Origin of the sequence: Clostridium ganghwense, assembly GCF_026735165.1 — a bacterium.
GTDB lineage: Bacteria > Bacillota > Clostridia > Clostridiales > Clostridiaceae > Clostridium_H > Clostridium_H ganghwense.
The window spans coordinates 374,910-396,770 of record NZ_JAPQES010000002.1; the positions used below are offsets into that span (position 1 = coordinate 374,910).

20 protein-coding genes and 1 pseudogene are annotated in these 21,861 nt (G+C 27.5%); 9 read left to right on the forward strand and 12 right to left on the reverse strand.

Annotated features, from left to right (window positions below; all coding sequences use genetic code 11):
- The first annotated feature begins 181 nt into the window (after positions 1-181).
- Positions 182-634 (forward strand): helix-turn-helix domain-containing protein, encoded by a 453-nt coding sequence (locus OXH55_RS08405; protein WP_268049418.1) that lies wholly within the window; start codon positions 182-184, stop codon positions 632-634.
- A 203-nt stretch (positions 635-837) separates the two neighbouring features.
- Positions 838-1,221 (forward strand): DUF3888 domain-containing protein, encoded by a 384-nt coding sequence (locus OXH55_RS08410; RefSeq protein WP_268049420.1) that lies wholly within the window; start codon positions 838-840, stop codon positions 1,219-1,221.
- A gap of 136 nt (positions 1,222-1,357) precedes the next feature.
- Here the strand turns inward: OXH55_RS08410 and OXH55_RS08415 are convergent, their stop codons facing one another.
- From OXH55_RS08415 to OXH55_RS08440, 6 genes are all read right to left on the reverse strand, one after another.
- Positions 1,358-1,528 (reverse strand): hypothetical protein, encoded by a 171-nt coding sequence (locus OXH55_RS08415; protein WP_268049421.1) that lies wholly within the window; start codon positions 1,526-1,528, stop codon positions 1,358-1,360.
- Positions 1,529-1,806: 278 nt separating this feature from the next.
- The gene (locus OXH55_RS08420) at positions 1,807-2,247 is read right to left on the reverse strand and encodes a hypothetical protein (RefSeq protein ID WP_268049422.1); all 441 of its coding nucleotides are present in this window, start codon (positions 2,245-2,247) and stop codon (positions 1,807-1,809) included.
- Positions 2,228-2,449: a helix-turn-helix transcriptional regulator gene (locus OXH55_RS08425; protein WP_268049423.1), complete on the reverse strand. Its 222-nt coding sequence runs from the start codon at positions 2,447-2,449 to the stop codon at positions 2,228-2,230. Before OXH55_RS08425 ends, OXH55_RS08420 begins: the two co-directional genes overlap by 20 nt.
- Positions 2,450-2,797: 348 nt before the next feature.
- Positions 2,798-3,085: a hypothetical protein gene (locus OXH55_RS08430; RefSeq protein ID WP_268049424.1), complete on the reverse strand. Its 288-nt coding sequence runs from the start codon at positions 3,083-3,085 to the stop codon at positions 2,798-2,800.
- Between the two features lie 41 nt (positions 3,086-3,126).
- Complete coding sequence (locus OXH55_RS08435; protein WP_336296769.1) at positions 3,127-3,465, reverse strand: DUF6054 family protein; 339 nt, start codon at positions 3,463-3,465, stop codon at positions 3,127-3,129.
- Positions 3,466-3,574: 109 nt separating this feature from the next.
- Entirely contained in the window at positions 3,575-4,225 is a 651-nt protein-coding gene (locus tag OXH55_RS08440) for a hypothetical protein (RefSeq protein WP_268049425.1), read from the reverse strand.
- Between the two features lie 628 nt (positions 4,226-4,853).
- Between OXH55_RS08440 and OXH55_RS08445 the strand changes: the two genes are divergently transcribed.
- The 5 genes from OXH55_RS08445 (at position 4,854) to OXH55_RS08465 (ending at position 9,751) form a co-directional block, all read left to right on the forward strand.
- Positions 4,854-5,468, forward strand: a complete 615-nt coding sequence (locus tag OXH55_RS08445; protein WP_268049427.1) for a PD-(D/E)XK nuclease family protein — start codon at positions 4,854-4,856, stop codon at positions 5,466-5,468.
- A 115-nt stretch (positions 5,469-5,583) separates the two neighbouring features.
- Positions 5,584-5,751: a hypothetical protein gene (locus OXH55_RS08450; RefSeq protein WP_268049429.1), complete on the forward strand. Its 168-nt coding sequence runs from the start codon at positions 5,584-5,586 to the stop codon at positions 5,749-5,751.
- Positions 5,714-7,255 carry a recombinase family protein gene (locus OXH55_RS08455; RefSeq protein ID WP_268049430.1) on the forward strand — a complete coding sequence of 514 codons (1,542 nt, stop codon included), beginning with the start codon at positions 5,714-5,716 and terminating at the stop codon, positions 7,253-7,255. Before OXH55_RS08450 ends, OXH55_RS08455 begins: the two co-directional genes overlap by 38 nt.
- On the forward strand, positions 7,224-8,834 hold the full coding sequence (locus OXH55_RS08460; protein WP_268049432.1) for a recombinase family protein: 1,611 nt from the start codon (positions 7,224-7,226) through the stop codon (positions 8,832-8,834). Before OXH55_RS08455 ends, OXH55_RS08460 begins: the two co-directional genes overlap by 32 nt.
- Before the next feature lie 281 nt (positions 8,835-9,115).
- On the forward strand, positions 9,116-9,751 hold the full coding sequence (locus OXH55_RS08465) for a hypothetical protein (RefSeq protein ID WP_268049434.1): 636 nt from the start codon (positions 9,116-9,118) through the stop codon (positions 9,749-9,751).
- 152 nt (positions 9,752-9,903) lie between these two features.
- Here OXH55_RS08465 and OXH55_RS08470 read toward each other — a convergent pair whose 3' ends face one another.
- The 5 genes from OXH55_RS08470 to OXH55_RS08490 all read right to left on the reverse strand — a co-directional run bounded on the left by OXH55_RS08470 (position 9,904) and on the right by OXH55_RS08490 (position 19,763).
- Positions 9,904-13,851: a hypothetical protein gene (locus OXH55_RS08470; protein ID WP_268049436.1), complete on the reverse strand. Its 3,948-nt coding sequence runs from the start codon at positions 13,849-13,851 to the stop codon at positions 9,904-9,906.
- Between the two features lie 355 nt (positions 13,852-14,206).
- Complete coding sequence (locus OXH55_RS08475; protein WP_268049437.1) at positions 14,207-15,484, reverse strand: ComEC/Rec2 family competence protein; 1,278 nt, start codon at positions 15,482-15,484, stop codon at positions 14,207-14,209.
- 626 nt (positions 15,485-16,110) lie between these two features.
- Entirely contained in the window at positions 16,111-16,929 is an 819-nt protein-coding gene (locus OXH55_RS08480; RefSeq protein WP_268049439.1) for a hypothetical protein, read from the reverse strand.
- A 352-nt stretch (positions 16,930-17,281) separates the two neighbouring features.
- A complete protein-coding gene (locus OXH55_RS08485) occupies positions 17,282-18,412 on the reverse strand; it encodes a protein kinase family protein (RefSeq protein ID WP_268049441.1) in 1,131 nt (376 codons plus the stop codon).
- Positions 18,413-18,962: 550 nt separating this feature from the next.
- The gene (locus OXH55_RS08490) at positions 18,963-19,763 is read right to left on the reverse strand and encodes a DUF4393 domain-containing protein (protein ID WP_268049443.1); all 801 of its coding nucleotides are present in this window, start codon (positions 19,761-19,763) and stop codon (positions 18,963-18,965) included.
- Between the two features lie 252 nt (positions 19,764-20,015).
- On the opposite strand from OXH55_RS08490, the pseudogene OXH55_RS08500 reads away from it, so the two are divergent.
- Together OXH55_RS08500 and OXH55_RS08505 are read left to right on the forward strand one after the other, a co-directional pair.
- Positions 20,016-20,411 (forward strand): annotated as a pseudogene (locus tag OXH55_RS08500) (L,D-transpeptidase family protein); the annotation flags it as partial.
- A 163-nt stretch (positions 20,412-20,574) separates the two neighbouring features.
- Positions 20,575-20,844: a hypothetical protein gene (locus tag OXH55_RS08505; protein WP_268049445.1), complete on the forward strand. Its 270-nt coding sequence runs from the start codon at positions 20,575-20,577 to the stop codon at positions 20,842-20,844.
- A gap of 167 nt (positions 20,845-21,011) precedes the next feature.
- Here the strand turns inward: OXH55_RS08505 and OXH55_RS08510 are convergent, their stop codons facing one another.
- Positions 21,012-21,716: a hypothetical protein gene (locus tag OXH55_RS08510; RefSeq protein WP_268049447.1), complete on the reverse strand. Its 705-nt coding sequence runs from the start codon at positions 21,714-21,716 to the stop codon at positions 21,012-21,014.
- Between the last annotated feature and the right edge of the window lie 145 nt (positions 21,717-21,861).

Consider the following 21,861-nt stretch of genomic DNA (forward strand, 5'->3'; position numbering starts at 1 on the left):
TAGATATGAAATAGGGACAAGTTTTAAAACTCTTTGAGAGATTATTACTGATTTTTAGAAATAAAAAAATCCCACCACAACACCTATGATGGAATATACTATTAATTCATACCTTCTTTAATTTTTTAGTAAGTATTATTTTCCCTAATGCTGTCAATAATTCATAACAGGAGGGATTCATATGTCTGATATTTACGAAACTTTCGGTACTACTGTTAAAAAGTATAGAAAAACAAAAGGCTACTCAACTCAAAAATTATCTAAAAAACTTGGTATATCTGTAGGGTTACTTAATAACATTGAAAATGCTAAGAGCGATATATTTAAAATTAAGTTACTAAGAGATCTTGCCAACGAACTCAATGCTCCTTTAATTGAACTAATTCAAAATAAGTCTGCAGCTGTTAATGATATGTCTTTTGATTTCAAACAAAATCAACTAAAAATAGATTTAGCAACTGAGAATATTCATAATATAGACTTATTAAATAACTATATAACTCTAATTATAGAAACATTTTTAAAAAATTTATCAGAATATGAATACAATACTGAAGCTATTGAAGTCATAGGAAATCACCTTCTATATGAGTTAGATTCATTAAATAAAATAAAAAAATTAGACCACACTTGAAAATAATAAAAGTGCTGTAAAAATCAGCACTTTTATTATTTTCAATCCCCTAATTTATATGTATCCTTTATGTGATACTCTTTTGCTATTATGTCTTAACTACTTCTTTGCTTTTTAATCTTTTACATAGTGATTTAAGGAAAGTATGAATTATTAATAAATCACTACTTCTTACACAAACTATAATACAAGGAGTTGATTTTATGAAAAAAATATTTATCCCAGTATTATTAATAATATTAATAAGTTTTAGTTCAAAAAATGTTTATTCATATACTAGTTCTTATACCAAGCAAATGAAGGATACTAATCAACAAGAACTATACAAAGGAAGTCTATTGTCTCTTTTATATCCATATATCTCTGATGAAGTAGATAAATATTATGGTTACCCTAAACAATTTGATTTATGGGATGCAAAAATATTAAGTATCAAAAAAACACCTGAAAGATTTGAGTATGAAATAACAGTACAAGTAGAAACCTTTACTGGGCCACATAACCCTCCAAGAGGTATAGAAACTATAACTATACTAACAAGTCCAACGGGAACTAAAGCTATTAATTTTAAGCATGAGATACAATAAACTTTTTAAACCAATACACTATAGGATAATATTAAGACGCAATATTTTGCTATTACGACTTAACTACTTCCTTAATTATTAATTTTTTAAACCTTCATTTAAAAATAGATTGTATTCACATGTATACAAATTATGCTCATTTTGTTTGCTTGTTATCATTTTTCGATCTAAGACGACCAATAATGATTAGTGCTATTGCGATCAATAGTGCTGGGATTGCAATCCAATCCGATAATGGTGCAATAAACTTATCTATTAATACATATATAACAAACATTAGAAGTCCAATATTAAGTAAAGGTGACATGTTTTTTTTCATATTGTTACCTCCTTAAAATATAAACAATGTTTACCTCACAACTTTTTAAAATTTTGTCATAACTCATTACATCCTCTTTATAAGTCATTTTCTGAAAATTGCTACGCAATTTCTTTAAATTGTTCAACAGCAATACATATTTTTCATAAACCAAGAAAGCAAAATTATGGGTATAAAATAATTTAAATAACCTTTTTTGTTATTTTGAGCAACTACTAATGCTATTTAAGCCTACAAATAATAGTACCATATCGAACATTTTGAATTTAATTACGCTTATCATGATAAAAATAAGCAATCATGTCAGAAAATATAGAAATATTCCAAATTATACCCAAACCAACAATCATACCAATAATACCGTTGATTTTAGTAAAATACCATACAATCATTAATATTATCATTAAAGCGCAGCAAAAATACTGTGTAATTTTTAATGAAGTTTGTGAAGCTTTTAAAACAATAAATTTTTCTCTTTCATCATCCTGCTGCTCATCTTCTCTTGTTTTTTTATAATCTAAACTTCGGTTAATAGAAGTAAAACCAATGGCTAATAATAAAATAATACCTATAATACTCTTTATCATTTTCGCCATTTTCATATCATTGTAATAACTTGGAATTAAAAAAAACATACCAACCATAGCTAAACATAAGGAAACTATGCCTGACCAAAAGCCTTTCGTATTATAAATTTTTTTCTTCATTCTCCAAATTCTCCTTTAAACAATATAAATTTTCAATTGTAGTATTAAAAACACAAGCTATTTTATATGCCAACATAATAGATGGATTATATTGGCCTTTTTCAAGTGAGATAATTGTTCTTGAAGAAACATAAACCAAATCAGCTAATTGCTGTTGTGTCATATTTGTAGCAGTTCTCAACTCTTTTATTTTGTTTTTCAAAAATATACCTCCCTGTATATATGAAGTACACTTCACATGAAGCACACTTCATATTATAGTAATTAATTCCATTTTGTCAAGAAAAAAAATAACAGAAAGTTATTTAATTACAACTTTCTGTTATTTACACTTTGCTCCAACAATCTATATAAACCTTCCGTTTTACTCAAGTCCTTTTAAACATTGTAAATAATTATTTCACAATATCTTTATGTTGTTCAACAACAATTTATATCTAAGCTCCATCTGTTATGACATCAGGGGTCATAATATCTTCACATTCTTTAACATGTAACCATTATATATAAAATCTATGTAATAATATTATCTTGTTATAATAATTCTAAACTATAGCATCAATTGAATAAATGGCAATAAAGTAAATGGTAATAAATTCAATATAAAACCTAGTATAAAATAAGTTTTTTTACCATCAGTCTTTAATAACCCTATAATTGCTAATATTATACCAATTAAAGATAATATCAATAAATTAATTGAAAAGCCAAAATAATGACAAATACCTATCCGTTCTTTATCCATAAAAATATATACATAATATAAATCAGAAATAATGCACAAAATGCCTATACTACACGATAAAAGGCCTAAATTTTTTAATAATTTAATTTTCATAATCATTTTCCTCTGCTATACGAGTAAGAAATACGTAAGTCTTACTTTATTCGTTTTACGCTTTCTCTTACTATCCCTACCATATCATCTTCGGCACCGAGACTGAAGTTAAAAATAATTCCTTGCCCTCCACCAGCACCGATTGCTGAAATAAAAATATCCATTCCATGACCAACTATGGTCAAACTTAAACTAGCTCTATTTCCGTTTCGCATAAAATATTTGTCATATACCCGAACTGCAATTTTAGTATCTCCAGAACTATAATTACTTTCAGCCACTAAATTCATGGTCATTCCACTATTACTAATATCATTTTCTAAATGCCTAAGCACGTCCTCGAATTTCCCTGTTATTGATTGCTCAAATTTTGCCATCATAAACCTCCCCAATAAATCTAATTAAAATCTTTCCAGTTTAAAATTAATGTTTCACAATATTTTGCTGTTACGACTTAAGTACTTCTTTGATTATTAACCATTGCCCCTATTAATCAAACTTTTGAACCACTCCACCAGAAATTGATTTGCATATCCATTTGTCATTTTCATCTTTTTTAAAGGTATGTTTCCTAGTATATGGGAAGCCTCCATCGGTTGGATTTCCTACTTCTTCAATGATTAACTCTTCACTATCTTTTCTTTTTTTTATATAAGCTTTTAATATATCACTACCCTCATCATAGATACAATAAAAGTGTACACTTTTATCTATTTCCAAGCTATTATCATCTCTCTCAACAATAATATGATCGTACAATTCTTTCACATTATATTCAGGAAACGTATCATCAAAAAAATTAAGAAAATCACTTTCATTTCCTATATACTTTGGCGGTAGAATTATTTTTCCAGTCTTGTCTGATATTATGTCCTCTCTAAATAGTTTTACTGGTTTATACGTATTTTCTAATATAACTCTTGCCTCATTTTTATCAAAATCAATTTTTTTATAATGTCTATTATAAATATTAAATGAACCTGTTACTATTAAAATTATACAAAGAATATTTTTAAATATCTTATATATTTTATTATCTATAATACTTTGTGGTATTTTATTTATTAATTTTTCAATGACTATTGTTAACAGAATTATTGAAATAATAAAAACTAAAATAATAAAATTAAGTCCAACCATAATGTATCACCTCATAATGTAAGATTTTTAGAAGGCGGTTTTCATAAATATTGTAATGCAAAAGAGCGATTAATCTTTTATTACATATCGTATTTCGTTTCCAAATACATAGAAACAAGCGTGGGTTACGCCTTTAAACTCATCTTCTGGCATGAAATTTCATTTAATTTCTATTGAATACCCAATGCCATTGTATGTTCCCGAACCACCATCTTTACGAAAACCGCCTAAAAGAATAATCAATAAGAATAAATCAACTTTACTCAAAAATTTTTCCCCCTTTAAATTATGCATTATTATATCGATTCGCAACATTATACGATTATGTTTTAATACATTTATGCTGTTAATGCACACTTTAAGACAATTCCTTCTACTTTACATCTTGTGTATAGATTTATTTTCCTTTTTTGACAATAAATATTTACCCCAAATAAGTATACCACATGAGATCTTTTAAATAGTAACATTTCCCATAAATATCTCTACACCCCTCTCTTTTATCCTAATAAATTCAAATATCCATATTTCTCTTTCCACTTTCTAAACGCACCTAATTTTATTCATTGTTCATAACCATGAATATTTTTTCTAACTTTGCACACTCTAATGTTCAAGGAGGTGAAAAATGAATAACGTCACCAATACCTCAAATAAGTATTTCGCCTTTGATAAGAGCATTCACAATACTCTGGCAGAATTCAACAAGATATATGCTGAAAAAGACAGAACCTTAAAGAAGCTCCTTGAACTTCTTGATAAAAATTGGGTTAGTGATGGATACCTCTCCCCTAAAGAAGAAAATAAATTTAAACTACGAGGATTTACTATGCTAACTAATTACTTTGCAAATCCGCTTGATGTAGGGCAAGATACTTTTATTATCAATAAAATACTAAGAAAAAAAGTAAGTAAGAATTTAGTCTTAACCGCAAAACTAGATAAGGTGTATGAAAGAACTGATGGTGATTTTGAAATTATAGACTACAAAACTGGACGTGTGATTAACCATACTGAAAACTTTAATTTAAATATACGCTCAGTTACTTATATGCTGCTGATTGAGCAAAAGCTTGGCATATTCCCTAAATTCTTAAGCTACTATTATCTGTCTTACAATAAAAAATTTACTCATGTAATCACAAAAACTGATATTGAAAACCTTCCTATTTTTATAAATGATTTTATTGCAAAACAAAGCATTGAAAATAGATTTTATCGTGAAATATTAAATAAGCTGTAGAAAATTTAGTTTTACAGATATCTTATAGCTAACTATGTCACCAAAATTTCTTAAATACTATACTAAGTATCATCTTTTAGAAAAGCTCAAAGTTTAACTATAGGAGGAAAACTATATGAAAAGAGAACAAACCACAAGTAAAATATCTATAGAATATAAAAATGACCAAAATGCAAGGAATAAACTCATAGAATTTATAATAGATTTTCTAGTAGAAAACCCTGATATAGTAGGTGATCCTATAAGTGAAGCCACAAATAAGAGAGACTATAAAAATGTGTGAGCCTAATGCAGAAGAATATGCAGCAATATACGCTAGAAGATCTACTAAAATAGAAAACAATTCTATTCCATCTCAAATTGCCATTGCCAAAGAAAGAATAGAGTCAGAAAAGCTATTTATATACGACATTTATGAGGATAAAGAATCTGCAACTAAATTCCATCCTCTTCATAGACCAGGCTTTAAAAGATTAATGTATGATGCCATGAATGGGAAATTCAAAACAATTGTAGTGTTCAGACGTGACCGTCTAGCAAGACGTGTTGAGGATTTAATAGAAATAAAGAACACTTTTAAAAAGCATGGAATTAAAATAATTTATTCTAACAAAGGTGAATATGAATGTGATGGAAGCTATCTTTCTAGTTTTATAGAAAATATCATTATAGCCGTTGATGAATTAGAGCCTGCCATATTATCTGAAAGAATTGCAGCTGGGAAAAAAGAAAAAAGAGAAAGAGGTGAATATGTATGTGGTGGGTGTCCTCCCTTTGGTTATAAAAGAGAACATGATGTAAATGGAAAATCTTCTTATGTTCACGATAAAGATAAATCTAAAAATGCTACTGACAACAAACCTTATTTAATTAGAGAAATCTTTAAAAAGTATCTAGAGTTGGATAATGATAAAAATATATTTAATAATTTAACTAAAGAAATAAACAAAATATCTGACACTAAAAAATTCACAAAGGAATCTATTGTAAATATCATTCAAAGGCCTGTGTATGCTGGATTGCTTTTATTAGATGAAAATACTAATGTACTAGACGCTGTAATTGAAGATCCTCTTTCACATAAACTAACTGTAGATAAAACCTTATTTAAAAAATGTACAAATGTTACTAAAATAATTGAACGTGAAACTTGGTATAAAGCATTAATAAAATGTAAGTTAAATCCAGCTAAGCGAAAAACAATAAAAAAAGATTCTAAGAACTACTTATTTAAAACTTTACTACACTGCTCCAAATGTAAAAAACCTCTTCACCTATCTGGTAAAAGATATAGATGTTCAAATGGATGTACAAGTATTCCTGAATATATACTTATAGATACTCTGTTTAATCAAATATTAAATGATCTTTTCACCAATACCAACATAATCAAGTATCAAAATGAAAAGCTAAAAGAGCACGAAAAACAAATAATTAAATCTGAAAGCGAAATCAAAGCCTCTAGTGATAGGCAAAATAAACTTCTTCTAGAAATTATAGAAAACTATTCTACTGAAAATAAAGATATTCTTAACAATGCTGACCTAAATGAATTAATATCTAAGGAAAAAACAGAAAGAGCAAAAATTGAAACACTAAAACAAGAATCTACTCAACTAAAAATCACTTTAGAAAAGCTTACTCAAATATCAAACCTTAAAAATAGAACTTTAATAATAAATATGTTTAAAAGAAATATAGAATCTACTCAGCAGCTACTAATAACAATTATAAAGGAGGTATCTATATATAAAAATGAACAACCATTCATCGAATACCAAAGATAAAATTTCTATAGCTTACCTTAGAGTTTCTACAGAAGAACAAGAAAAAGAAGGCTTTTCACTTGATGTCCAGAAAAAAGCTGCTCTTAACTATTCTGATGAACATGAATTAGGATTAAAGGGAAATATGATTTTTGACGAATCAAAACCAGCTTCTACAATAAACAATAAAAATTTAGATGATGATTTAAACTCCACCCTAAAAACCAGACCTGTATTGCAAAATATATTAGATATGGCGCAGCAAAAATCTTTTACTGACTTAATAGTCTTTAGCCGTGATAGACTAACAAGAAATTTTCAGGAATTTATTGCACTCAGGTTTATTCTTCAAAAAAATAATATAAACATCCACTACTGCAGGACCGGTGAAACCTTAAACTCATCGGATAATAAAATTAATAGATTTCTTGACCTTGTTCTTGCAAATGTAGCTGAACTTGAAGCAAACACAATTTCTATAAGAGTAAAAGGGGCAGACCGCTTATGTATTAAAGATGGATATTGGGCTGGTGGAAAAGCTCCTTTAGGTTATAAATTAAAGAAATCTAAAATTCCCGGAAGAAAAAGACCTGCATGTAACCTCTCCCCAGTTAGAAAGGATAAGAAAAAGATAGAAGAGGTTTTTGCTTATTATAATGATGGATATGGATATAGGAAAATAGCACAATTAATGAACAAGATATATGGAACTAGAGAATGGACCAAAAGTAAAGTTGAAACCATAATAAAAAATGAAACTTATACTGGATATATTACATGGGACAGAAGAGGTGGAAGACGTTCTCCTGGTAAGCATGATACGATTGTTAAATCTGAGAAACTCAATGCTGATATCTCCTTTATATCTTCTGAAGACTGGAATACACTTTGTAAATTGAGGAATAGGAAAAATATTGTTAAAGATCCTAAATACTATAGCACCCCTTTTTTATTAAAGGACAAATTAATATGTCCAAAATGTGGGAAAAAATTAAAAACTAAAAACTATGGTAAGAATTCAGAAGGAAAATATTATCGTGTTTATAGATGCCCAACTCTATGTAATGGGAAATCAGAACTCATTGTAAACAAAGAGTCCATTGAAAAAAAGTTTATGCCTGTACTATGTAAAATCATAAAATGCACAAGCATAGATGAACTATGGGAATTATACTCTAAGCAAATTTCAAAAAAACGAAAAGAACAAGGTCTTATGATTGCTGAGCTGTATGAAAATATAAAAACTATAGATACATTAAAATCAAACATAAAAGCCATATTCAAAGAAAATCCAAATAAAGATTTACAAAAGCGCTTAGAATTTCAAGATGCCTTATTATCTAAAACAAAAGAACAATACCAACTCCAAGTAAGCCAGCTAAAAGAAAACTTATCTAAAAAATTCTTTACTAATAAAACTGAATATGCTGAGGCTCTCAATAGATTCTATGAGAATTTCTCAGATAATTTTTTTAGTTCCAAAATTCACCCTAGAAAAAGAAGAATGTTACTAGATATTATAGTTGACAGTATTACCTTAAATGAATCAGGAGATGATATTGAAAAAATTCTTATAAACCCGCCTAAACTCAGTACTTAACCTCTACATACCATAGTAGAGGTTTTGTCGTATTAACTCTATTTTTTTATAGGCGTATAGTCTGTCACGGCATGCCGTGACAGACTATACGCCTATCTACTTTTATCTTATTTTCAGCAGTTTATTTATCCTACTTTTAGTTTTAAATCTCTCCTAAAAATATATTCCTATTTTATTCTTCCCTCAATTGAAAATTTATTTCAAAAGCTTTGTGTAATAATTTCACAAATACTCTTATATCCTAATATTGATAGTACTAAATAAAGAATTTGGAGGGATTAGTGAATAATAATGAGAAGATAAGCGTATTAAAATTTATGGACATTGAAGAGCATATAAATAAGAACTTAGATACATCTCAAATTTTGAAAAAATTAGAAGAAAAAAATTCAATTAAAGTTACACCTTGCCTTTTACAAAAATTTATTAAAGAAAATTTTAATAAGGAGTGGGATGAAAGTAAGAAAGTTTGGATAACTGCTTTAAATCCTAAATCTTCTGATACTCATACTTCGACTTCTAAATCAAGCAATACCAATAAAAAAGTTACTAACGAACACCTATATTATTCAGAATGGTTAGACAATAGTCAATCTGTAAATAACTCTTTAAATCAAATAACAAAGTACTTAGTTACGCTCCTAGATAAAATAACCCAACTTGAAAGTGATATGAAAAAATTTGAAGCAGTATTTAATAAAACTTCTTCAAGGGATAATCCTAAAGATAATCAAATAGATTCAGATGAACTTATAAATTTAATAAGCAGCGAGAAAAAGAAAAGATCAATAACTATTAATACAGAAATGGAACAGAAACTTGAAAAGCTTGTTGCAGATGCTTATGGAATCAAGAATAACAAATCGAAAATAATAGAAATAGCTATAGCTCTGGCATTGTATAAGAATAATAAGTAAAATTTGTCAAATAAAAATTGGCTACCAAAAGGAATTATAAGCTTTTAACTTATAGTTTCTTTTTGGTAGCCAGAATACCAGTTCTTTCTCATTTCTATAACTTCTCAATTATATGGATATTGGGAAGTTGTTTTATACAAAAGATTTTAGATTTACATAAAATTACAACCATCTAATAATCCTGTAACTGCTTCAACCATTGAATTTAAGACATTGTTAATCTGCTCTTTATCTTCTATCATAACAATGTCATCACTTGTTTCTTTGTACTCATTCAGCATTGATAGAATAACTTGATAAGCCTCATATGATTCCTGAGGAACAATATTTTCTAATTTTTTAAACGCATTTATAATTTCTTCTAACACTGCATAATGCAATTTTGCCCCCTCTTCATGCCAACTATAAAAAATATTTTCTTGTATAACAATATCTTTACTATATGATTTTATGTATTTCATTACAGAAGTAGTATGATTATAAAATAAAGATAAAGCATGAAGATTTCCTATAACTTTATATGCATTAAACATCATATTATCTTCATCAAAAGAACTGTTGTTTATTACATCTATGTCACTTTTATCAAGTGGCTGTCTAAAAAGCATATATTTTTCAATCTCTTGACAATAGATTAAATTTTTAAGTTCTATTTTAAATCCCCCGACAATTGTTTTTTCATCTAGTGGAATTGTGACGATAATCTCTTCAGCAAACTCCTGAAAAAACAAACTTTCAACCGATAATGCTTCTACATTTGGAAATTCCTTTTTAAATTGAACAAATAATTGCTCTGAAAAATCATCAGCTAATATTCCATCTAAAGAAACATATATTTTTGAACCAATTCTATTAATTTCTTGACTTGTATAATTTCCAATTATATTAACAAAAAAATTCTTTATTTTCCTACGACTTTGTTTAATTATTTCTTTACAATTATACAAAACCGAGCTTTCTTTTCTAATCTTATTGTTATATAAATATCTCCACATAACAGATAACAATAATAACTGTTCATATTCATCATTAGCATTAATGGCTGCATCATATACTGAAAATACTTCTGAATATTTATTTTGCATTTTAACTAAATCAGAAACCGCGCATACAATGTTAATCATAGAGAGTCTGCAAACTTCATCTAGTTCTACTCGCTTATATCGTGATACCACAAGAGCTTCCATTTGATTTAAAAAAATTTTAAATGAAGTTGTATATTTGCTTATATACGAAGTAATATCTTTTTCTGTATTTTGGGAATTATTATTTTGAATAACATCGGGCAATATCACTTTATTTTTATTGACCATTAATCCATATCTGTCATTAATACATTTTGGAGTTCTATAAATTTGAGTTGATATTTGTGCTATCTCTTTTCGGTTCGTCTTATATTCCTGAGAAGTAAATTTTTCAATACTGCCTTCTTTTTTATAAAAATAGGAGATAGCATCACATACCTTTTTAGAATAATTGAATATATTATATCGGTCTTTGTCTACTATACATCTAAAATCATTCCAATTGTCAGCTCTTTTTTCATAATCATCAATTTTAATAAGCCAACCATTCATTTGTGTAACCCACACTAAAGGTAGATTTTTAGAATGTATACTTTTATCGGTATCAGGTAATGGAATATCTGGCATAACGTCAGTACCTATAGCTTTAACTTGATATCGTTCCTTATTTAAAAACAGTCTGCGCAATGCATCAACAACAAACATAACTCTTTCATTCATTCCCATATTATTTTGCTCTAAATTTTCTTTGAAAACATTTTGTATAAAATCGGCTTCAATGCAATTTTCGTCATTTTTCAATCTAATTATGTTATATCTTTGGGAAATTACAGGAATTAAATATTTAATAATACTATGATATATTTCCATTAAATTTTGCACCTGAACTCCAACTAAAAAATCAAGAATATCATCTACAGAATAGCTTGATAAGTTATTTATTACATTTTTCAATGAAATATCTTCTAAAAAAACATTTCTTTGTGCTAACCAAAATAAAACAAAACCAATTTCAGATAGATTATCTGCTAGGAAAATTTCATGTGTATTTAATTGAGCTTTGATGCTATTAATGAAAATATCAGTGTAATAATAATCTATTTTACTTTGAGGTAACCTACGTATTAACTCTTTCATTTTTTCAACTGCGTTTGGGTTATTGCCTAAAACATTAATAATATCTGAAGAGTTAAAATCTATGTATCCTGTTGCATCACCTGTAAATAAAATAAAATTTCCAGAAAATAGTTTGTTGCCTTGATTAATAACTTGCTTATTGTTTAGATAGAATCTGTATGTATCTAACCACAATAATGCACTTAGCACACTTGCATAACCACTCCACGAATGGAATTTAATCTCAGTAATATTGTTAATTAAATTATCAATATTACTATGCTTGAAGAAGTATTTAACAAGCATTGATTGGCAAAATTCATCTACTGAAGCAAGCGAATGTAACAGTGTAGTTTCTTCATCCATCATACTATTTTGCATTAAAATATCATATAAGATTTCCGCTCTAACCGCGTGTAAGCACTCAACATATTGCTTATCACTACTCATTTTGATTAAATATTCATTTTGAAATTGCTGTAACATTTTTCTTGTTTGATTACAAGACAATTCGCTAAGTAACCTTTGTAGGTTAATTTTCAAGTTGTTCTTTCCAGTATAACATATTACTTGCAGAATATTTAACCATCCATCTGAATTAATCTCATTGTTATCTATTTTACTTATCTGAGACCTCAGTTTGTTTTTTAGCGTGTCCGATTGTTTTAACAAATACATAAACTCCATAAATGGGCCTACTTCACCAAATTTCTCCCATGCTTGTTCAAAATTGAGAAAATAAGGAGAGTTGTATTTTTCAAATACTTTTCTTGCTTCTGATTCACCGAAAGAAAGCTCAATAACTTTTGTCCTAATTATGTTTAAATCAATATCTGACCGATTAAAATCTTCTTCCCTAATTGTTATTAGTAGTTTTAAATTTATTCCTCGCTTATTAATTTCTTCTACAATCCATAACCACTCTTTATCGTATGGGGATACATCCATATAAACAATAATGTTGCCTGACTTACTAGCTGATAATCCATGCAATGCTGTTACAATATCAATAGCTTGTTGTGAATCAACAATTTTTTCAACAACAAAGATATAATTTTCTGGATAATTGTTAATTAAATATCTGTATGCTAATGAAGACTTTCCTTGCCCAGAAGCACCTTTAATGATTACAATACTATTGTTATTTCCAAAACATTCTTCTATTCGTTCTAACCACTCATCTCTAATTATATCTAAATTGTTTCTTATATGCTGAGGATGAGCATTTACACCTAATTGATATTCTGAAGCCAGTTCTTCAAGCGATTGTTGTGTCTTGTAATCCGCCAAATTAATGATTGTTCTTCCATATTGAGAACACATACCTTTTATAGCAACAATATCTTTTACATATTCATCAATTTTTTTATTCCATTTTTCTTTTGAAGTATATTTTGAATATCTTGAAAGATCAGAAATATAACTAATTAATGTATCAAAAGCCACTTGAGGTGCAGCCATCGTTTCTATTCGTTTTTCTAAAATCTGAAATATTTTTTTTTCCAACTCAGCTTCATTAACTTGTTCAATTGATAAGTTTGAAAGTATCCATTCTATATCATCTGAGTAATATTTATACTCCAACAATTTATTCTTAATACTATTTATGTGAGTTTTATCTTTATTAATAAGTCCTTGAAGTTCTTCTCCTATTTTTCCAAATGATACAATTTTCAAAATGAAACTTTCATTATCTTTTCTACTGGCTAATGCTCGTCTAAAAAAAGAGTCAGCTTCTTTAGGCGAAAAACTTGACAAAGCCAAATTACTGCTAAGATTTTTAATTTGTACTAACTCAATAATTGAATTTTGATTTTTTATCATCAGATCCTCTACTTTTTCAGGATAAAAATCGTATTTGTCATTTAAAAGCATTAGCCTATATGCAATATATGTTGTCTGCGAAGAAAAACCTTTCCAAGCTGCTTTTGCTCCAATATCTGATTTAGAATTGCTCATAATGTTTATCCTCCTTTTCCCAACTTTCTATTATAGACATTAAAAGCTTGTACCTAATATGCACTTTATCTCATATAATTAACATCACATTATTAGCCTAATGGGTATATGGATAATGGGAATTAATAATTCAATAATTATGGTTAATCTTCCATTCAATAGTCACCATAGCTCTTTCTTTCAATTTGCCATAAAACTTTCTTTTATTCTCCTATTTAATAGTACTTAATTGAGAAACATCAAAATGTATTTCATTAAAGCTTGAATCCTTGCTGGTTAGTATTTTTCTATTTCATCAGCATAACCTTATCTTATCCATTCTGTACTTACGTGAAAGTAACTTTTTGCTGCTATATCAAATTTCATCAATAGCACATTCTTTATCTTCAACATAAGTTTTATAGAAAATCTCATTGTAAATTTCTTTATTTAGTGTATGATTTACTGTTGTGTTAAGCCGTGATGCAAGTGATAAGTCTCCTAAAACTACTGGTGATGGATGGTGTTTATTACCTCTTGCAGTAATTATCATCTCAGCATTTTTGAATTTGCTTAGTAAATCTTTATTCCAGTTATGTACCGAACCATGATGAGGTATAGTAAATACTGACATTAATTCTCTTTCATTTCTATAATAATTAATAAAATCATCATAAATTAAATATTTGCTCGTATCATTAAAACTCAAATCGCCAGTAAACATATAGCCAAATCTTTGCATACATGGTTTATGAAAACAACCTAGTCCCATAATGATACTCATGAGGCATTTACTATTAGCACTTGTTAGTCTATCATTTTCTTCTTCTGGGGTCACAGACATACATATTGATGAATTATTTATACCATATGATAAGCCATTATATAACTCTTTCATTTTTTTCATTACTATTTTGTTTTTGAACAAATTTTCATCTAATTTCACTCCATACTTATCCAAAACAATATCTACATTCTTATAAAAAGGTGTTAATTCAGAGTCATCAATTGCTTTATTGTAAAATTTGAATTTTACTAATTGAACAAATTTAAGTTCTAGTTTATTGTATATTTTAGCTTTGCTTGATGTAAGAGCAAAATCACTTCCCATTGATTCTTTGTTTATTTCTCTCCTACTGGAGCTTAACAAATCATTATTATTCCTAAATTCTACTTCTTCATTATATTCCTTGTTATCATCAACTATGTAAATTATCTCTTCTGCATAATCATTGAAAAAAGCAGTTGGATTAAAAATCATGGATGCAATCTTTCTATTGCGATGATAATATTTAAGAACAAGTGATAATCTTTGTTTAGGCTCCAAATAAGGTAATACTAATCGTCTTACTGTTCTACCATTTAGAAGTTTTTCTAATCCATTAACATGATCTCTATCAAAATGTGAGATTACAATCAAATCAAAATTTCTTGTATTTCCTTTTTTATATTCATTAATTCTATCTTCAAGAATTTTGGCACTATTACTTGTTCCACAATCGTATATATAATTAAATTCGCTAACATAATCTGTATTATCTGAATTTTTTATCACTAATTTACCTGAACTAAATAATCCATTTCCTACCGCATGATATATTAAACTACTTTCTAGCTTTATGTTGTGATTTAGTGATAACGTACATCTTGTCATACTTTCCCTCCACTATATATTAATCCATAAATATTTTTATTAAAATAAACTATTAATTCGATATACCAACAATTTTAAAATTTACTTTAATATCTATCAAACTAATCTCTCCAAAGACTAGTTATTATCATTTCTATTCAGCTTAACTTTGTAGTCAAATTTAAAAATCTAGATGAAATGATGATTTTGTTTTTTTATAAAATTTCTATTTCATCGACGTATTGCTTGATATAATAAATAGATTACTAAATCTTCTTATTTTACAATTCACTTCAGCATCACTATCAGCTATTACCATTGTAATAGTTATCTATTTATGATTCATTGTATAATTAATAGAAGGCTTGGGACTTTCTACTTAACCTAAAGTAAAATATAATAAATCATTAAGTGCAGGCTTTTAAATTCGGCCAATATTTAAATTGTAAGAATTTAAAATATCACTGAGCATAATTGTATCTGCCATCGACAATATTAACACTTTACATTAGAATCGCTACCTTTTTTCAAAGTGACCTCTAAATAATAATTCAAGCTCAAATCTATTTTCTCATTAGCATGTTCTTCAGAATTTTTAATTTATCCTCTGGTATTAATAATATTTTTTAAACAAGTAACCTTAGTATTTAATCTAATAAATTAAACTGTAAGTCTACGATTACTTTATTCAAATCAACACCTGTCCCCATACAGAACTCTTTTAAGTCCTTCCACCATCCGTCATATGGTAAGTCTATTAAACGGATAACATCTATATCCTCCCAATCCTTATCCCTATAACATAGATTGTACTTTTCCAATATTATAATGTTATCAATAAAATCCTTGAGGCTCATTTTACAAATTGCTTTTATTTCAGCTGCCGGAACTTCATAAATTGTATCTATTCCTTTCTTTCTTCCTTCAGCACGTTCATTGATTATAAACAATAAGTTTCGTATATCTTTTGTTACGCTACTCAAATTTTTTGCAAATTTACCTATACATTCAATAGTCCACTGTAACTCTTCATCACTATTGCCCCACTCTAAATATTTATTCATTGATTCTAAAGTCTTTGGCATAATTAATATATCTTCTTTTGAGTGATCCTTTATACTCTCACTAATCTGTTCTATTATATTAGTAAATTTAGCTTCATGATCTGCTTTAATTTCTTTTAATCTCTCAACAGGATATTCATCAACATTATCTGTTACCTTATGGTGATAATGACACATTAGCATTAAATTATCAAAATGTCTTCTTTCTTCATTAGTTTGATTTTTGTTAAACCTTTCTCCACCTGGCATTGCAGCCTCTATATGGCACACTTGTCCTACAAAAACTCCATCTTTATTCATCATCAAGTTTTTACAGTCTGGAAATGCACACTGATTCCCAGATTTCAAATACAATTCTCTAAGGGTTTCTGATGTTGGTTGTAATCTTCTTACTTCTTCCAAAATAATCACTCCATTAAATAATTTGAATTTTTACCACTGCTATTTTTTAAGTCCCACCACTTATCATTCTAATTGCGGAAGTTTGATTCTCCACAAACCCATTTAACCATTTCATAGAATTCAGTCATTACTTCTTTTTCAAATATTTTTTGAATATAAATCATTGTAATATAATTACTAACTTAACTATTTTCAACTTCCCCTTATAGACAATATGTTACATTTATCCGTAATCAAAGGTGAAAATTAATACAAATAATATTTTGTACTCAACCCATTCCTTAGCAATAAACAGACTTGACTTGGCCAAAGAATGTGCTTTGACTAGAAATCTTGACCATATCCATTCTCTTCAAAAAGGAATTTCATCATCATTATATTTAATTTTTACTACTTTTAATCTTGTATTAATATTACTTAATACAATTTTTTGCTTTGTTTTTGTTAATTTTTTGAAAAAACTATAAAAATCTCTAATTATTTTAACATTGATGTCTTTTGAGGTAGTATAATTATAATCATTATTAATAAAACATGCTATTAATCTACTGTTATCCTGTAAAATATCTTCAATAAGAGAGTCTTTAATGACCTTTTCTAATGAATTGACTACTTCTTCTGGTTCTGTTACAGGTATAAATTTGTCTATCATAAAATTCATATGCGAAATTAATTTATCTGTAAAACTAACATAAATTGATTTTTCAGTATCTGTAAAATCAATTTCTTGAAAAATATCTTGAGACAAACATTCAAGTACCTGTGAAAATGAGTTAATTCGCTTATATGGATTTGATATTATCATCTTGTCAATAATATGTTGATATCTAAAATCTTCAATAAAATTCATTTCTAATATTTTGTTAAATAATTTTCCTACAAAATAAACTTCTGTTTGATGGTCGTATTTGTAGTTATATATTTCTTCTGGGAAATCACTTACTGGCCAATTAAGCAGTATACTTGCCTTTTCTTTAGATTCACACTCAATTTTTTTACCGAATCCAAAATCAATTATTTTAACAATTCCTTCATTTGTTACAAGTATATTTTCATTTCTTATATCTCTATGTAATACATTGTTTTTTTCAAGATATTTAAACCCTTCTATTAATTGAATAAAAATCTTCTCAAATATATCGTTACCTTGAAATAATAGGTAATTATCTATTGTTTCCCCTTCAATATGTTCCATAAGAATATATCCAGTTGTATTTTCAGGATATAAAAAATAATTATATATTCTAACTATGTTTGGATGAGAGAGAAGATACATAATTTTAATTTCATCTATGAATCGATTAAAATATTGATTCTTGTTAGTAATATCATAAGGGGAATATTTTTTACATACAAAATTAATATCCGTAACCTCATCTTTTACAAGAATAGTTTTACCAGTTCCTCCTTGTCCAATTTTCTTTTGAAAAGTATATTCTTTTTTTCTAATAAATTTAATTACATCTCCTGGTAATTTATTCAATATACTTGCACTCCTTTTCAAATTTTTAAATATACTACCAATTATAGATTTAAAATAATGGCTATAGCATAATCCATACTATTTATAATGTTGGATGATGTGTTATAGTTTGTTCGTAGGCTTACCCTAAAAATACCATAATGAGGATACATTGTTGGCAGAAGTATATCAATGCTTTTCTCCTAATTATAAATATCCAATTTTTCATATATTCATCACAATATTACATATGTATTTTACTATACACTTCAATATAAATTCCTTAAGTATCTTTAAATCCTAATACCTAATTATTGTTAATTTCAGTTAAAGGAAATATTATTTCCGCACCCATTACATCAAGCTTTTTCACTATTGCATTTATATCATTAACCTCAAAACTTGGTAAACACTTCTCTCCCAAAACAACTTTCTCATTTGCCTTGCTTCGTTCCAGTTATTTATACATAATCTTCACTACTTTTATTGCCTCTACCCAACTTTCCATTATAAACATTAGGAACTTGTACCAAATTTGCGTAATGGTCAAGTAATATCATTATCTAAATTTTTATTCATTATCACTTAAACAAGCTTTAGCAAAGTTTTTACCAAAATCATTTACAAATAAAACATCTCCATTAATATTAATTTTTAATTCAACTTCAGTATTTATTGCTTTACATTTTTCAAACTGCAGCCTTACAAAATCATGATTCCTAAATAAATCGTAATCGTAACCAATAATTGTGTTATCACTATGCGTAAGTAGACCTAATCTACAAAGGTTTTCAACACTTGAAGATAGTAAAAAAGGATTTTCTGTATCCAACAAATCAGGAATAAAAATTTTAGGCATTGCATTTATATATACTTTTTCATCAAAACCTATTGTTACACGTGAACATGGTATTTGTCCCATTTTCGAAGCTCTTTGAAACACAATTGCATCTAATGGCGACATAGCTTTTATAATATCTACATAAGCTGGATGTGTTAGTATAACAGTATCAACATTCATAGATGTTGACAATAAATTAATATACATCTCTCGCAATTCTTTTGTATCAAATGTATATTTTAAAGCCTCTAAAGTAGGACCAGCTATAGCTAAAGGTGGTTCTATTAGTTTGTGACTTGGTGTTTTTTCTGTTTTTCTCTTCAAATCTTGCTCAAATTGTTCTAACTTATACTTAAAAGTAATATTTGCTTTTTTAACAGGATATAGTACAACATTATTAAATAATCCAACAATCGTTTGTAGTGCTTCACCACCTTCCCTTGTTGCTGATTTCAATCCATCATCATATATATCTTTTGATCGTTCTTTTAAAACTTCTGTTGCTATCTCAGCTACTTGATTTTGCTCCATTTTATCCTCCTATCAATATAATTTAAAATTTATTTATTCAACTTCCCATTACACATATTAGTTACGTTATAATCTGTTTTTTAAACTTATTTAACTTACTAAGTATATTTCTACCATACGACTTTCATATATAATTTTACCACTTCAATTTACAAATTAAAACATTATATTCCATATTTTTTATATATCTACAAATGTTTCATTATTCATATATGGCAGGTAGTTATCCCATTCTATTAATATTCCAAATCGAATGTACCCTGGGGTAAATACGGAATACATGGAACTATTTTTCCCAACTCTATAGGATGGAATTCTTCTCACGGCTGCATTAGAATGAGAAATAAAGATGTTGCAGAGCTTTACAAAATAGTTAAACCTGGTACAAAGGTTATTATATGGGGAGGCCCTTATGGAAATTTTGGTTCCTCTCTTAGACCTTTAAGACTTGGTGAAAGAGGTTCAGACGTATTTGAACTTCAGAAACTCCTTAAAGATAAAGGTTATTACAAAGCTAACCCTGACGGTATCTATGGAGACTCTTTTAGAAATGCAATTCATAAATTTCAAAAGGATAATGATATTCCAGTTAGTGATAATATTGGATATGGCTTCTATAAAAAACTAGGAGTAAAACTTGTGGAATAAAAATAAAACTTCTTAAATTCTTTAATTCCTTTATTGCTAAAATAAAAAAATCCCACCACAACACTTGTGATGGAATATACTATTTACTTCATACCTTCTTTAATTTTTTAGTAAGTATTATTTTCCCTAACACTGTCAATAATTCATAACAGGAGGATTTCATATGTCCGATATTTACGAAACTTTCGGTACTACCGTTAAAAAGTATAGAAAATCAAAAAATTTCAAAAAAAATCAACTAAAAATAGATTTAGCAACTGAGAATATTCATAATATAGACTTATTAAATAACTATATAACTTTAATTGTAGAAACATTTTTTAAAAATTTATCAGAATATGAATATAACTCTAAAGCTATTGAAGTCATAGGAAATCATCTTCTATATGAGTTAGATTCATTAAATAAAATAAAAAAATTAGACCGCACTTGAAAATAATAAAAGTGCTGTGAAAATCAGCATTTTTATTATTTTCAAGATTCTAATTTATCTACATCTTTTATGTGGTACTCTTTTGCTATTACGTCTTAACTATTTCCTTAATTCTTAACCTTTTACCCCGTGATTTAAGAAAAATATGTATCAATTAAATACTCGTATCATTTGATATTTACTAATATATTCCGTATCTTATCAGTATAAATCTTATCTAAATGTTTGGTACAGTATTCAAAATTATCCATACTTGATACTTTAGAAATACCCATGTTTACATATTGACTGTCAAGTTTTTCAATAATGAATCGAGGGTCATCATCATTTTTAGCCCCACCCATTTCAGTTAAATCAATTTTAGTACCATCATTTAATTGTATAATATAATAAAAATCACCCTTTGAATGTGTATATTGCTTTTTACCATAAACTCCTGTGTCAATTTTTACAATATCGTTGTATCCATATTCCTTACCTTGTGGTGATAAAAACGTATAGTTTATTATCTTATTATTGGTTATAACAGTAACATTATAGAGTATGGTGTACATCAGTACTATATTAAGTATTACGAAAGTAAAGAGAAAGGACATTTTATGCCTTTTGATAAAGCTTTTTTTTGAATTAATAACCCTTAATATAAATGATCTTAAATCCTTGCTAAAAATATAAGCAAATCCAAATATAATATACCATTCATAAATAAATACTAACCTTGAAGAAGGCGATTTAAAAATCCACATTATATACTCTTGGGGTAAAAATAACTTTGCTTGAATAGCGCCTATCAATACGAAAGATCCTACTGATAATATAATTATACCGATTAGTGAAAGTATCAAAATAATAATTGCTTTTAACTTTTTCAAATTAACAACTCCTGTATTCTTAACTTGCTCATAAATTTATAACGCCTGTCTAATATAAATAATTTTTACTTAATTAAGTATACACTATTATACGATCATGTTTTAATACATAATTTCTTTATATAGTGACTTAACACCAACTACC